9 protein-coding genes and 1 pseudogene are annotated in these 14,635 nt (G+C 71.9%); 1 reads left to right on the top strand and 9 read right to left on the bottom strand.

Features of this window, described 5'->3' with window-relative positions; all coding sequences use genetic code 11:
* Nucleotides 1–3: 3 nt before the first annotated feature.
* Nucleotides 4–2,958 (bottom strand): NACHT N-terminal helical domain 7-containing protein, encoded by a 2,955-nt coding sequence (locus B5D66_RS01685; protein WP_078759760.1) that lies wholly within the window; start codon nt 2,956–2,958, stop codon nt 4–6.
* A 166-nt stretch (nt 2,959–3,124) separates the two neighbouring features.
* Nucleotides 3,125–6,328 carry an NACHT domain-containing protein gene (locus B5D66_RS01680; RefSeq protein ID WP_078759759.1) on the bottom strand — a complete coding sequence of 1,068 codons (3,204 nt, stop codon included), beginning with the start codon at nt 6,326–6,328 and terminating at the stop codon, nt 3,125–3,127.
* 136 nt (nt 6,329–6,464) lie between these two features.
* On the opposite strand from B5D66_RS01680, the gene B5D66_RS25355 reads away from it, so the two are divergent.
* Entirely contained in the window at nt 6,465–6,863 is a 399-nt protein-coding gene (locus B5D66_RS25355; protein ID WP_078759758.1) for a VOC family protein, read from the top strand.
* A 65-nt stretch (nt 6,864–6,928) separates the two neighbouring features.
* On the opposite strand, the gene B5D66_RS01670 is transcribed toward B5D66_RS25355, so the two are convergent.
* From B5D66_RS01670 to yczE, 7 genes and pseudogenes are all read right to left on the bottom strand, one after another.
* Nucleotides 6,929–7,603, bottom strand: coding sequence for a uracil-DNA glycosylase (locus tag B5D66_RS01670; protein ID WP_078759757.1), 675 nt, complete (start codon nt 7,601–7,603; stop codon nt 6,929–6,931).
* Between the two features lie 77 nt (nt 7,604–7,680).
* Nucleotides 7,681–8,931 carry a protein kinase domain-containing protein gene (locus B5D66_RS01665; RefSeq protein WP_327307626.1) on the bottom strand — a complete coding sequence of 417 codons (1,251 nt, stop codon included), beginning with the start codon at nt 8,929–8,931 and terminating at the stop codon, nt 7,681–7,683.
* Between the two features lie 32 nt (nt 8,932–8,963).
* A pseudogene (locus tag B5D66_RS26415) lies at nt 8,964–9,224 on the bottom strand (protein kinase domain-containing protein); the annotation flags it as partial.
* Nucleotides 9,225–9,539: 315 nt separating this feature from the next.
* The gene (locus tag B5D66_RS01660) at nt 9,540–10,286 is read right to left on the bottom strand and encodes an MgtC/SapB family protein (protein WP_078759756.1); all 747 of its coding nucleotides are present in this window, start codon (nt 10,284–10,286) and stop codon (nt 9,540–9,542) included.
* A gap of 37 nt (nt 10,287–10,323) precedes the next feature.
* Nucleotides 10,324–11,763 carry an MFS transporter gene (locus B5D66_RS01655; protein ID WP_078759755.1) on the bottom strand — a complete coding sequence of 480 codons (1,440 nt, stop codon included), beginning with the start codon at nt 11,761–11,763 and terminating at the stop codon, nt 10,324–10,326.
* Nucleotides 11,764–11,928: 165 nt separating this feature from the next.
* Nucleotides 11,929–13,722: a glycoside hydrolase family 15 protein gene (locus tag B5D66_RS01650; protein WP_268804992.1), complete on the bottom strand. Its 1,794-nt coding sequence runs from the start codon at nt 13,720–13,722 to the stop codon at nt 11,929–11,931.
* A 295-nt stretch (nt 13,723–14,017) separates the two neighbouring features.
* Nucleotides 14,018–14,611 carry a membrane protein YczE gene (yczE, locus tag B5D66_RS01645; protein ID WP_235000631.1) on the bottom strand — a complete coding sequence of 198 codons (594 nt, stop codon included), beginning with the start codon at nt 14,609–14,611 and terminating at the stop codon, nt 14,018–14,020.
* Nucleotides 14,612–14,635 lie beyond the last annotated feature (24 nt).

Here is a 14,635-nt window from a genome sequence, read left to right as displayed (position 1 = left end):
CGCTCACCACCGTCCCGCCAGCACCGCGCGGACCGCCTCGACGTGGTCGTTGTGCTCCTGGGCGAGGCGGCGCACCGACGCGCGCGCCCCCTTGGCCACGCCGATGGGGCGGACATGGCGGGCCAGAAGCGGGACCAGCCGCGCGCCGAGCCGGTGGGCGTGACCGCGCAACTGGCGCAAGACGAACACCTGGAAACGCAGTCGCTCGTCGGAGTCGAGACCGTCGGCCAGTTCGAACGCCCGCTCATAGGCGGCGACCAGCACGTCGTCACCACCGTCCACGGGACCGAACGCCAGCGTCATCAGGACGTGCGCGTCCGAGGGCGCGTCGTCACGTCGCGCGGTCACGTCCCCGCCGAAGACGCGCACCAACGGTTCCAGGGCGTGCACGAGGCGCTGGGTGCCGGAGTCGGCGAGCAGAGCGCACTCGCGGGCCACGAACTCCAGGTCGGTCTGCGCGCTCGGGGGCGTGCCGGCGCACCCCGCGGCGCAGACGGCGCCGGGGCCTACGGTCAGCCCGTCATGACCCTCCCGCACCTCCAGCGCATACACCAGGCTCACCCACTGTTCCGGGGGAAGCTGGGACTTCCACAGGTGGGCGTGGCGGCGCCAGCGCCGCACGGCGTCGGCGCCGAACAGGTCGCGCAGGGGGACCGCCCCGCCGTGGACGGCGACCAGGGCCAGCATCAGGTTGGCGGTGTAGGCGGCCTCACGCGCGGCCACACTGGCGGGAACCGGTGCGTAGCCCCCATAGGGGTGGTCGTGGTGGGCCACGCCGGGGCCGCGTAACAGTTCGGCCAGGACGATGCGCAGCTCGTCGCGGATCCCCGGAGCCAGGAGCGACAGCCGTTCGGTGAGGAACCTCGGTATCTCGCCCGACACCGACAGCGGAGTGAAGGACAGCAACGCGCGCAGGAACATGTCGTCGGGTGGCGATGGCCGGATCGCGCGCAGGTCGCGGACCCGGGCCTCGGCCAGGTCGGCCAACTCCTCGGCGACGAGACGGGCCACCAGGTACTCGCCGAGCGCCGGGTGGGTGAACGACAGCCGTCCCACGGGGCCGTCGGCGGGGACGGCGCAGCCCATCCGGGCCGGATCCAGGGGCGGGGCACAGTGCGGCGGCCAGTGCAGCAGCCGGGAGCGGTCCTCGGCGATCACCTCGGCCGGCGCGTGCCAGCCCCCGCGGTTGAACATGGAGAACGCCATCAGCGACGTGGTGAGCAGGGCGCGCTCGATCCGGCCGGTGCGCACGGGCGGGTCGGTGTCGGCTTCGGGAGGGCGGCCGGTCACACGGGGGTCGGCGCGGTCGGCGCTCTCGGCGAGCCGGCGAAGCCAGCGCTCGTAGAGCACGGTCTCGCGCAGGGGTGCCGACAGCCGGCGCAGCGCGTTGCCGACACCGTCGTAGAGGGCGAGCAGCAGCAGGAGCATCGGCCTGCGCGCCAACCCCAGGTGGGGGGTGAGGGCCTCGATGTCCAAGGGGGCCACCCCGTTATGGCTGAAGTAGCCGGCGTTGACCCGGTTCCAGGTGTCCAGCCACGCGGCGATCTGATCGTCGGTGAAGTCCTCCAGACGCACCGCGACGCTGCCGGCAGGGAAACGCACCCGGACCGCCGTCAGGTCGCGGCAGGTCACCACGATCACCACGGGGGCGTCACCACCGGCCCGCTCCCGCTGGAAGCGTGACAGCCGTTCCAGCAGCTCCGAACGCGACACGGTGGCGCGGCTGGTCAACTCCTCCAGACCATCCAGGACGAGCACGGGCAACGCGCCGTCCCCGCGCGCGGACTCCTCCAGGACCGGGTCGACGACACCGCGCAGCCGCCCGGTGATCTCGGCGGTGCCGTCCCCGGGGGCGAGCTCGTGCGCCGCGACCCGCACCACCGCGAAGTCGGCCTCGGGAAGGCGGGCCGCCAGCACGTGGGTCAACGCGGTCTTTCCGCAACCCGAGGGGCCGAGGACGACCAGCGGCGCGCTCAACGCCCGGGGAGAGGTCAGGTGGCCCAGAAGGAACTCCGCCAGGTCGTCGCGTACCCGCGAGGCCGTCTCCCACCACTCGGGGTCGTGGGGCCGCGCGGCCGGCCCGATCTCGGCGGCGCGGAAGCGGGGATCGACGTAGGCGATGCCGAGCGGCGGAAGGTGGACCGCCGTCGCCCCGGGGGCGAGCGCCGCGACGGGGGCGACGAGGCGCTCACGGTGGTCCCGGGCCGCCTTCGCTCGCTCGGGCGACGGGGTGCCGCCCGTGCTGATCGACTGCAGACGGTTGCGCAACCGGACGAGCCCGCTCGCGGCCTCCGGCAGGGCGGCGTGCCGCTGCCGTTCGATGTGGAGGTTCGCCCACGCCCCGAACTCCGGGAAACCCGCCGCGAGCTTGTCGCGCAGCTCCTCGTAACGCAGCAGGCAGCGGTCGGCCAGGCCGGAACCGAGCCGGTCGGCGATCGCGCTGCGGTAGGCCTCGCCCAGCTCCTCCCACATCGGCATCCGCCGCACCACGGCGGGGAGCTGTTTGCAGCGCCGCGCGTAGAAGCGGCGCACCCGGGCGCGGGCGTCACCGGGGGGACGTTGCGGACGGGGCAGCGGCGGCGCCGACCCCACCAACAGCATCACGAACTCGCCGAGGTGACGGGGGCTGGAGGCGTCGACGGTCGCGGCGTCCAGGCCGGTCCCCGGGCCGTTGAGCTCGAACGGCAGCTCGGTGTCGTCCAGGGCCTCGAAGAACGCGGTCACCACGATCGCGGTGTGCGCCGCGGCGATGCGCCGCGTGCGCTCCAACCGGCCGAGCCGGTGCGCCTCGCGCTCCAGACGGTTCACCGCCCGGTGCGCGAAGCGCACGAGGTCGGTACGGGCGGCGAGAAGGTCGGTCTCCTCACCGCGGGCGAGACGGTCGATGAGGTGGATCACCCGCTCCTCGTCGGCCCCGAGGAAACGGATCGCGTCGGAATAACGGACGGGCTCGCGCATGGCACCACCGAGGGGTCACCGGGATCCGGAGATGAACGCCGTGACCATCCTGACGCCTGCACCCCCGTCCCGTCAGGGGGTTGCCGGTGGTTTTCCACGCGAGGCGGAGCGGGGACGGGAAGGACAGCGGGCCGGTGCCGCCGTCCTCCCGCAAGGAAGCGGTTTCTCAGCTGGCGCTGCCGCCGGATCCTCCCGGGTAAAGGGCCGCCCGGCCGGGAGCGACGGGTCGTCCAGGCACGTCGTCCGAGGGCGGGGCGTCCAGCGGCTCCATCGCGTCGGTGATCACCCGGCCCAGCACCGTGTCGGCGGTCTCGCCGTGGCGCAGGAAGGGGCGCAGGGCGTCCATCGCGGAACGGACGTCGGCGGTGGTGATCCCCCGGGCCGACCGGACGTCGTGCAAGAAGCTCTCCACGACCCGCACCAGGGCGGCGCGTTCGGGGACCGCGTCGGAGGTCAGCGCGAGGTCCTCCGCGGCCTGGCGCAGCACGATCAGCTCCACCCGCCCCAGCGTCGGGCTCGACAACAGCCGCGTGTAGCGCTCCAGCCGGCCGGGCGCGTCGGCCCGGGGCCGTCCCAGGCGCAGCTCCAGTACGTCATAGGTCTCCGCCCACGCCAGGTCGGGGTCGATGGGGTCCACGAACCAGGTCCCCAGGTCCTCACCGGCGTGGAACAGGTAGGGCAGCAGCATCAGCACCATCCGGCTCGCGGTGCCGTTGGCGCGCAGGGCCATGGAGCGCAGCAGTTTGGAGGTGACCCCGTCATAGGGGACGACGATGGAGTAGGGGTCGGCGACCGCGAGGGGGCCGGTGACGTCGGCGCGCAGCTCGAACCCGATGCACTCGCCGACGTTGACCGGTTCGGGGCGGCCGCGCTGCACCACGCTGCGCGGCCGATCTCCCAGGTATCCGAGATGGCGGACCCTGATCGCGTCGATCGTGCCGTGCCACTCGGCGGCGGTCATCCCGCGCCACAGCCCGCTCATCCCCCGCCAGGACTGCCAGGGGTCCCGCGAGTCGGGGAAGAGCTCGGCGATGTCGATCTCCCCCTCCTCGACCAGGGTCAGCAGGACGACCAGGTTCGTGCTGTGCAGCGCCTGACGCTGGGTGATGGGGATCCGGCGGGGGGCGTAGTCGGAGAAGGAGCGGTGGGGCGAAGGGAAGGGGGCCTCCCGGAACAGGTCGACCAGCAGGGCGCGGCACTCCCCGCGTTCCTCCGGCAGACGGGTGAACCAGTCCTGCAACAGGTCGTCGGCGAACTCCAGCACCGCCGAGCGTCCCGGCAGCGCGGCAAACGACGTGATCGCGTAGAGGAGCCCGTCGTTGAGGGGTTCGGCGTAGCGCCGTCGCCGCGCGTGCCGGCGTTCCTCGACCAGTTCCCGCAGGGCCTCCACCACCATCCGGGCGACCAGGAACTCGCCGAACGTGGCGTGCAGGAACTCATAGACGCTGCGCGCTCCGCCGTCCTGGAGGGCCCGCGCCTCGTGCACGAAGAAGAAACGGCCGAGTACCTGGTCGGCGTCGTCGATCCGGCCGTGCAGCCCCGGATCGCCGGTGTGCGTGCCGGAGTCGGGGAACAGCACGGCGAGATCGGCGCCCAGCTCCTCGGCCGTCACCGTCTGGCCGCGGCGGGCGAACATGGCCATCGCCACCACCTCCAGGCGCCGTAGCTCGTCGTCGATCGCGCGCCGCAACCCGGGGGCGTCCAGGTGGGGGCGGTGTTTGCGCACCTCCCGCTCGGCAAAAGAGCTGAGCAGTTGCTGGTAGAGGCCGGCCCGGGACAGGCCGGCCGTGGCGTTGCGCAGGGCGTTGCCGTCGGCGTCGTAGATCATCAGCATCATCAGCAGCAACGGCTGCTCGGCGAGCTCGCGGTGGGCCAGCACGATGTCGAGGGTGAGCGGCCGTAGCCCGCGCGAGAGGAGCTCGTCGGCGTTGAGCCCGCTCCACACGTCGAGCATCCGGGAGATCCGCCCCTCGTCAAAGGGCTCCAGCAGGATCACCGGCGTCGACTCGGGAAAGCGGACGCGGTCGGCCACCACGGTGCGGCTGGTGACGATCACGGCGATCGGCCGGCCCAGGGCGGACTGGTCCCGTTGGAACTCCTGCACACGTTCCAGGTAGTCCGAGCGGTTCACCCCGGTGGCCTGGAGCAGTTCGTCGAAGCCGTCGAGGATGACGACGGGCAGCGCGTCGCCGGCGGAGTCGGCGAGGTCCCGCCAGGCGACGTCGGTGTGGAGCACCGCCGCCATGCCCTCTTCGATCTGGCGTCGGATGGGGGCGTCGGCCTGGACCGCGCGCAGCTCGACCCGTATCGGTAGGAACGCGCCCAGGGGCAGGCGGGCCGCGAGCATCTCGGTCAGCTTGGACTTGCCCGCACCGGGGTGGCCCAGGACGACCAGGGGGCCGTCCGTCGCGTCGGGCTGGGTCAGCAGCGACACCAGCAGCGGTTGCAGGTCCTCGTGGACCTCGGCGCCCTCCCACCAGGAGAGCGAGGAGGGCCGGCTCTCGCCCGAGGTGAACCCGAGCCGGCCGCGCGGGGCCAGGTAGGCCTCCTCCATCGTGGGCAGGCGCAGGCCGGCGGGAACGTCGTGGGAGCTGAGCAGGGGACGACGCAGCACGCGCCGGTAGATCTCGGTGAGCTCGGCGCGGTGCCGTTCGGCGGAGTTCCCCGAAGGGAGACGGCCCACCATCTCCTCCAGGCCGGCCAGCCCCACGGCGAGCCGGTCGATGTCGGCCCGCGTGGTCGCGTGCTCGGTCGCGGCCACCCACACGCCGAACTCCGCGACGTCGGCGGCCAAGGCGTGGTAGGACTCCCAATAGCGCCGCTCGGCCAGGGCGGGGACCTGGGTCCGGATCAGCTCGCCCACGGTGCGGCGCTCGCCGTCGCCCAGCCGCTCCCACGCCGCCAGACCGTGCAGGAAGCGCAGGAGGAGTTCGGCGCGCGACGTGTAGATCCGGGCGATGCGCTCGGTGCGCAACCCGATGGGGGGACGCACACTCCACGAGGTCAGCGTCGAGGAGAACAGGCCGTGCTGCTCCTCCGGGGTGATCTCCAGGTCGGCCAGGGACAGGGGGCAGCCGGGGGAGGCCAGCACCTCGCCGACCGCCTCGAAGAAGGCGGTGACGACGATGACCTGGTGGGCCGCTGCGATGCGCTCGCTGCGGTCGTGGCGCGACGTGCCGTCGATCCTCCCGCGCAGGCGGACCAGCGCGTCACGGCCGTGCTCGAGCACCATTTCGCGCACCCCCAGCAGGTCCGGGACGCCGAGCAGGCCCAGTCCCCCCTCGATCAGCCGTCCGGCGAAGTCCAGGGCCGCGGGGTCGTCCGCGCCGAGGATCTGTAGTGCGTCGGTGTAGCTCAGCTTCTTCGCCATGCGGGGGTGGCCTCTCCGAAAAACCGGTACCGGCTGGGCGTGCCTATTGTGTACAAACCGTGACGGTTAGCGGAACCCGCCCCCGGGCACGTGCCCGTGCGGCCACTACCACCGTCCCCGTCGATCAGGAGGCCCCATGCCGTCCCCCATCCGCAACATCACCATCGACTGCGCCGATCCGCACGCGCTCGCGGAGTTCTGGGCGCGGGTGATCGGCGTACCGGTCGACCCGCGGAGCGGCCCCGGGGCGGACGAGGCCTACATCGACACCCCCGACGGGCAGCCGGGGCTGCTCTTCCTCCGGGTTCCCGAGGGGAAAGTGGTCAAGAACCGGGTCCACCTCGACCTGGGGCCCTCGGAGGCGACCCGGGACGAGGAGGTGGAGCGGCTGGTCGGGATCGGGGCCACGTTCCTCTCGGACTTCCGTACGCCCGACGGCAAGGGGTTCGTGGTCCTCGCCGACCCCGAGGGCAACGAGTTCTGTGTCGAGCGCAGCGACGCCGAACTGGCCGCCGCGGGGGACAGCGCCGACTGAGCCGCACCCGGAGCGGGACGATGCCGCACCCGCGCGCGGCATCGTCCCGCCCCAGAGGGGAGAGGTCAGGGCAGCCGCCAGTCGACCGGTTCGGCGCCCTGCTCCTCCAACAGGGCGTTGGCCCGGCTGAAGGGGCGCGAGCCGAAGAAGCCGTTGTGCGCCGACATCGGACTGGGGTGGGTGGACTCCACGCACGGCACGCCCGGCATCAGCGGGCGCAGGTTGCGCGCGTCGCGGCCCCACAGGATCGCCACCATCGGCTTGCCGCGCTCGGCGAGCGCGCGGATGGCCTGTTCGGTGACCTCCTCCCAGCCCTTGCCGCGGTGCGAGCCGGGCTTGCGCGGGAGTACCGTGAGAACGCGGTTGAGCAGCAGCACACCGCGCTCGGTCCACGGCGTGAGATCGCCGTTGGAGGGCATGGGCAGCCCCAGGTCCTCGGTGTACTCCTTGTAGATGTTGCGCAGGCTGCCCGGCAGCTTGACGTCCGGCGCCACGGAGAAGCTCAGACCCACCGCGTGCCCGGGAGTGGGGTAGGGGTCCTGTCCCACGAGGAGCACCCGGACGTCGTCGAAGGGCTGCTGGAAGGCGCGCAGCACGTCCTTCCCGGCCGGCAGGTAGGTGCGGCCCGCGGCGACCTCGGCCCGCAGGAAGTCCCCCATCTGCGAGATCCGGCCGGCGACGGGCTCCATGGCCTTGGCCCAGCCGGGCTCCATGATTTCGTTCAACGGTCGTCCTGACATGGCGTTGACACTATCGGCGGACGGCGACAAGCATGACCGTATTCGCCACGAAACGCCCACCAGCGGGGCGGTGTGCGTCAGTGGGCGCGCTCCCACCAGTGCGCCAACCGGTCCCGTGCCCGAGCGGTGCGCGCGTCCTCGGAGCCGTACAGCCGCACCTGGTCGGCGAGCAGGTCGTGGTACTGGCGGGCGGCCCCGGCGGGGTCGCCCGCGTGCCCGGTGTGGGCCGCGCGGTGGTGGCGCGCGGCCAACGTGTTCGGGTCGTCGGGTCCCAGGGCCCGGCTCAGGTCACCGACCAGCTCCCCCAGCAGGACCGCCGCGCGTCGGTGGTGTCCCGCCCCGCCGACGTCGAAGGCCAGGTGCAGGCGGGTGAGCAGGACCCGCTCGGAGCCCTCCCCGTATGCCGCGGTCAGGTCGGGCAGCAGGGCCGCGCGCAGGCGCGCGGCCTCGGCGTGCCGTCCACAGCGGCTCATGTTGACGGCGAGGTGGTGGCGTACCGTCAACGTCTCGGGGTGGCGGGGGCCATAAAGCCGCTCCACATCGGGCAGGAGGCCGCCGAACAGTTCGACCGCCCGTTCCGGCGCGCCGGCCCTGTCCCACCGGAGGGCCTGTCCGCGCCGCGCGCGAAGGGTCTCGGGAAGGTCCTCGCCCGGCACGTCGACCGGCTCGGCCAGGGCGTCGGCCGCGGCACCGCCCGAGGCGGCCCGTTCCCCGATGTCCACCGGGCCCTGTTCGAGGGCACGGTGCCCCAGCGGGCCGGGTGGCGGTGCGGCCGGGACGGTGGCGGCCGGGGGTGGCGTGGCGACGGTGGCGCGCCTGGCCGTCCCGGTCCCGGCCAGCAGGGCGGCCAAGCGGGCGCCCACCTGCGCGGCGTCGCGGGGGCGGCGCCACGGGTCCTTCGCCAACAACTCCAGCACCAGGTCCGACAGTTCCATGGGAAGGTCCGGCCGGAGCCGGTGAGGCGGGCGAGGCGCCTCGTGGATGTGCATGCGAAGGACCGCGAGGACGTCCTCGGCGTGGAAGGGGGGTTCCCCGGTCAGCATCCGGTACAGGATCGTCCCGAAGGAGTACAGGTCGCCCGCGACGCCGACCGGCAGCCCCTGAGCCTGCTCCGGGGACATGTACAGGGGAGTGCCGAACACGTCGCCGGTCCGGGCGGGGCGCCGACCGTGCGCCGCGGCGCCGTGGAGGCCGGCGATGCCGAAGTCGAGGATCTTGACGGTCCCCTCGCCGTCGGGATCGCCGCCCGAGGCCGTGACCATGAGGTTGCCCGGTTTGACGTCCCGGTGCACGACTCCCAGGTGTGCGCCGCGGCCAGTCCGGCGCACACCTGGGCTCCCCAGCGCACCGCCAGGGGCACCGGGAGCCTGCGCCGCTCCCGCAACACGCCGCTGAGCGGAAGGCCGCGCACCAGTTCCATCACGGCATAGACCGACTCCTCGTGGACGCCGTAGTCGTAGAGGATGACGATGTTGGGGTGCCCGGCGAGTCGGGCGGTCACGCGCGCCTCACGGTGGAAGCGGGCCACCGTCAGGTCGTCGTCGACCAGTTCCGGCCGCAACAGCTTGACCGCCACCGCGCGGCCGAGCCGCTCGTCGCGGCCCCGCCACACCTCGCCCATCCCACCGCCGCCGAGTCTCTCCGTCAGCCGGTAGCGTCCGGCCAGCACGTCGCGCACCGCCTCACCCTTCCCGCGGGAGATCCCCCGCGGCAGCGTAGCCGTTCGCCCTCCTCGCGTCTCCGTTGTTTTCCGGGGGAGCCCACCGGGGCGCGGGAGGCGCGGGGACGCCCCAGGAGGGCGGACCGTTGCGCGGGGGCCGCGCGACGGTCCGGCCTCGGTCGGCACGGCGGCACCCATGCTCCTCGACGGTCGCAGGGGGCGGCGGGGATCCGGGCGACCGGGCGAGGCGCCGCCGCGGCCGGGCGGCGTCGCGGCTCACTCCCCCTCGTCCTCCGGCGCGACCCCGACACCCACGCGCAGCACCCCCTCGGTCTCGGACAGTTCCACGGCCAGCTCGTTGGCGTCGCCCCTGCCACGGACACGCAGGACGAGATCGATCGCCGGCCCTCCGGGCCAACCGTCGTCGCCGCGGCGGTTGGTGTCGACCTGCTGAATGGTGAAGCCCCGCCGGGTGGCCAGGGAGAGGATCGAGCGCAGCACACCCCGGCCGTCCTCGTAGCCGATCCGCAGCGTCGAGGTCTTGGGGACGGAGCGGGTCAGCAACCGGAGCAGCACCGGATATCCGTAGGTGACGACGAAGTGGGCGAGGGTCACGAACGTCGCGATCACCCACAGCCCCGCGCCGCACGCCGTTCCCACCGCCGCCGACACCCACACCGCGGCGGCGGTGGTCAGACCGCGCACCATGTCGCGGCGGACGAAGATCAGCCCCCCACCGATGAAACCGATGCCCGAGACGATCTGGGCGGCCACCCGTGAGGGGTCCAACATGATGGTGGTGCCGTTCAGGATGTCACCGAAGCCGTACTTGCTCACCAGCATGAACAGCGCTGCGCCGAGTCCGACCAGGGTGTGCGTGCGCAGTCCGGCGCTCTTCTGGCGCAGTTCGCGTTCCAACCCGATCAGCGAGCACAGGATCAGCGCGGCCGACAGAGCGACCAACTGGGGCCATCCCTGCCCGGTGAAATCCAGGAGGTTGGTCTGTACCGCGGCTACCGTCAACCCTTCACCCCATCCCGCCCTGGCGCCGGACGCGGGATCACGTCGGCGCGGCCGTCTTTCTGCTCAACGGGTCCGCGATGTCCTCCAGGGAACGCCGTGCGGCTTCAACTCCAAGGAAAAGTTCGACCAATCCCCCCAAGATCATCAGGCCCGCGCCCAGGTAGTACCCGAATGTGACCTGTCCGATGTCGCCGCTTGCGACAAGGGCACCGAACAGTCCAGGCCCCAAAATGCCGCCGAGGGCGGTTCCAATCGCGTAGAAGAGGGCGATGGCCTGAGGGCGGGTCTCCATCGGGAAGATCTCGCTGACGGTCAGGTAGGCCGAGCTCGCCCCCGCTGAGGCGACGAAGAACACCGCGCACCAGCACAGCGTCAGGGTGGTGGCGGTGAGGACCTCGGCCTGGAACAGCGCTCCGGTGCCGATCAGCAGCAGACCGGAGCCGATGTAGGTGGCGGCGATCATCGGCCGCCGTCCCAGCGTGTCGAACAGGGGGCCGAGGAGGACCGGACCGAGGAAGTTACCCAGGGCCAGGGGCACGATGAACAGGGGGGCCACGGCGGAGGGGACGTCGAAGAACGTGGTCAGCACCAGGGCCTGGGTGAAGAACACCGCGTTGTACAGGAACGCCTGTCCCGCGAACAACGCCAGGCCGAGCAGGGTGCGGCGCGGATAGGTGCGCACCAGCGTGGTGCCCACCTCGCGGAACGTCGTGGTGGTGCGCTGCTCCAGCGTCAGCGTGCTCGCGGGTTCGGGAAGCCAGTCGCGGTGGGTCTCGCGTTCGACCTCCGCCTCGATCCGACGGACCACGCGCTCGGCCTCCTCCTCACGGCCGTGGATGACCAGCCAGCGTGGACTCTCGGGGACGATCCGCCGCACGACGATGATGATCAGGCCGAGCAGGCCGCCGATCGCGAACGTCAGCCGCCAGCCGATGTCCTCGGGGAGCAGATCCGGATCGAGCAGGGGGAAGGCCATCGCGGCACCGGCCGCGGCCCCCAACCAGTAGGAGCCGTTGACGATCAACGCGATCCGGCCGCGCAACCGGGCGGGCACCATTTCGTCGATCGCGGAGTTGATGGCGGCGTACTCGCCGCCGATCCCGAATCCGGTGAAGAACCGGCAGACGTAGAACCACAGGGCGTTGCCGGACAGCGCCGTGAGCACGGTGGCGGTGAGGTAGACGCCGAGCGTGGCGAGGAAGATGCGCCGGCGCCCGTAGCGTTCGGTCAGATGGCCGAAGAAGAGCGCTCCCAGGCAGGCGCCCACGATGTAGATCGACGCCGCCAGGCCGACCTGGGCCTCGCTGATGCCCAGGCCGCTGCCGGGCTCGGTGATGCGCGACCCGACCGCGCCCACGATCGTGACCTCAAGGCCGTCGAGGATCCACACGCTGCCCAGGCCGACGAGAACGAGCCAGTGCCATCGGGCCCAGGGGAGCCGGTCCATCCGGGCCGGGATGTCGGTCGTGACGTTCATGCCCGTCACCCTGTCCCGATAGGTCTTCCCGTAACAGCGGGGAAGGGCGCTATCACTGTGGGGTGGGGAAGAAGTCACCCTCAGACGGGAACCTGGACGTCCATGTTGCGCACAAGCGCGCGTTCTCGCCGCGAGCGGATCGCGGCGAGAACGCGCGGGACGGGATCAGGGCTCGGCGCGGCGGTGGCCGTCCTGGTGGGACAGGTTCAACGCCGTCGTCACCAGGGGCACGTGGCTGAACGCCTGCGGGAAGTTCCCCACCTGCCGGCCCAGGCGCGGGTCGTACTCCTCGGCGAGGAGCCCGACGTCGTTGCGCAGGGCCAGCAGCCGGCCGAACAGCTCCCGGGCCTCCTTCTCGCGGCCGATCGACAGCAGCGCGTTGGCCATCCAGAAGCTGCACGCCAGGAAGGCGCCCTCGTCACCGGGCAGCTGGTCGGCGACGCCCTCGCGGTCGGTCCGGTAGCGCAGGACGAAACCGTCGACCATCAGGTCGTCGCGGATCGCCTCGATCGTGCCGATGACGCGCGGATCGTCGTAGGGCAGGAAACCCACCTCGGGGATGAGCAGCAGCGCGGCGTCCAGCTCCTCGCTGCCGTAGTACTGGGTGAAGGTGTTGCGCTGGGAGTCGTAGCCGTACTCGCACACCTCGGCGTGGATGGTGTCGCGCAGCGCCCGCCAGCGCTCGACCGGCCCCTCCTTGCCGAACTCCTCGATCATGCGCACCGCGCGGTCGGCGGCCACCCAGGCCATCACCTTGGAGTGCACGAAGTGCTGGCGCGGGCCACGCACCTCCCACAGGCCCTCATCGGGTTCGTCCCAGCACCACTCCAGGTAGTTGACGAGCGAGCGCTGTAGACCCCACACGTGCTCGCCCCCTTGCAGCCCCGAGCGTCGGGCCAGGTGCAACACGTCCATCACCTCGCCGTAGACGTCGAGCTGGTACTGGCCGACGGCGGCGTTGCCGATGCGCACCGGGCGGGAGTTCTCGTAACCCGGCAGCCATTCGGCCTCCCACTCGGCGAGCCGGCGCTCGCCGCGCACCCCGTACATGATCTGCATGTGCTGGGGCTCGCCGGCCACCGCGCGCACCAGCCATTCGCGCCAGGCCTGTGCCTCGTCGGTGTAGCCGCTGCGGATCAGCGCCTCCAACGTGATCGTGGCGTCGCGCAGCCAGCAGTAGCGGTAGTCCCAGTTGCGCACCCCGCCGATGTCCTCGGGCAGCGAGGTGGTGGGAGCGGCGACGATGCCGCCGGTGGGCTGGTAGGTGAGGGCCTTGAGGGTGATCAGGGAGCGGATGACCGCGTCGCGGTAGTCGCCCTCGTAGGTGCACTTCTCGACCCACTCGTGCCAGAAGCGTTCGGTCCGGGAGAGCGCCTTCTCGGCGTCGAGGTGGTCGGACTCCTCGACGTGGGAGGGGTGCCAGGTCATGACGAAGGGGATGCGCTGCCCCGCGCTGACGACGAAGGTCGCGTCGTGGGTGAAGTTGTGACCCTCCAGGGGGACGGGGGAGCTGATCCACACCGAATCGGGTCCGGCGACGGCCACCACCTCGGTGCCGTTGCGGTGGATCCAGGGGACCACGTTGCCGTAGTCGAAGCGCAGCCGTAGCGAGGTGCTCATCCGCACCGTTCCACGCACGCCCTCGACGATGCGCACGATGTGGGGCGCGCCGCCGCGCGGCGGCATGAAGTCGATGATCCGGACGGTGCCCTCGGGGGTGTCCCACTCCGTCTCCAGGATCAGGGTCTCGGGGCGGTAGCGGCGCCGAGTGGCCCGTGGCTCGGCCGTCGCGGGCCGGATCCACCAGTTCCCATTCTGCTCGTCCCCGAGCACCGCTGCGAAGCAGGCGGGGGAATCGAAATGGGGGAGACACAACCAGTCGATAGAGCCGTCGCGGCCTACCAGAGCAGCGGTCTGCATGTCGCCGATCAGTGCGTAGTCCTCGATCCAGCCAGGCACGCGGATCACCCCCCGAAAACTCCAGATTCAGACAAAGATCACGTTCTTGCGGACGTACCGTATCCAACTCTGCGGGGTAGGAGATCCCGTTCTCCCGCGCTCGCCGGGCCGGTGTCGGTGGCGCAGGTCCGACCGTCCCGTCGCCCTGCCACGGGCCGCCGTTCACCCGGGCGCCGGATGGACGACGCTGGGGCCCACGCTACCGGGAAAAGATGTGCATCCGGAGCTTTTCGCGATCAATTGTGAATCAATGGACAGAGGGCTTGGGAGTGCGCCCGCCCGCGACCGGCCGGGCTCAGTCCTCGGCGGGGCGCGCGGCCGGTTCCGCGATGCCGAACAACGGCAGGAACACCTGGGCGAGCGGACCGATGGTCAGCGCGAAGAGCAGGGTGCCCACGCCCACGGTACCGCCGAGGAGGAACCCGACGATCACCACGGCCACCTCGATGCCGGTGCGGGCCCGGCGCACCGACAGCCCCCGTGCGGCCAGTCCGGTCATGAGCCCGTCGCGCGGGCCGGGGCCCAGGCCGGCCCCGATGTAGCAGCCGGTGGCCACGGCGGTGGTCAGGATGCCGAGCGCCAGGAGCAGGCAGCGCCAGCCCAGGGAGTCGGGCTGGGGGAGCCAGGCCAGGGAGAGGTCCACCGACACCCCGACGATGACGACGTTGCTGAGCGTGCCCAGGCCGGGGCGTTGGCGCAGGGGGATCCACAGCAGGATCAGCAGCGCGCCGACGGTGATGCTCCAGGTGCCGATGGACAGTCCGGTCTGGCGGGACAGGCCCTGGTGGAGGACGTCCCACGGCATGGCGCCCAGGTGTGAGCTCACCTGGAGCGCGCCCCCCAACCCGTACAGGTACAGGCCGACGTACAGCTGGAGAAGTCGGCGCATCCGTGGGCGCGGCAGCATCGGGGT

It is taken from the genome of Marinactinospora thermotolerans DSM 45154 (genome assembly GCF_900167435.1).
GTDB classification, from domain to species: domain Bacteria; phylum Actinomycetota; class Actinomycetes; order Streptosporangiales; family Streptosporangiaceae; genus Marinactinospora; species Marinactinospora thermotolerans.
This window is presented reverse-complemented; position numbering and strand designations above follow the sequence as displayed.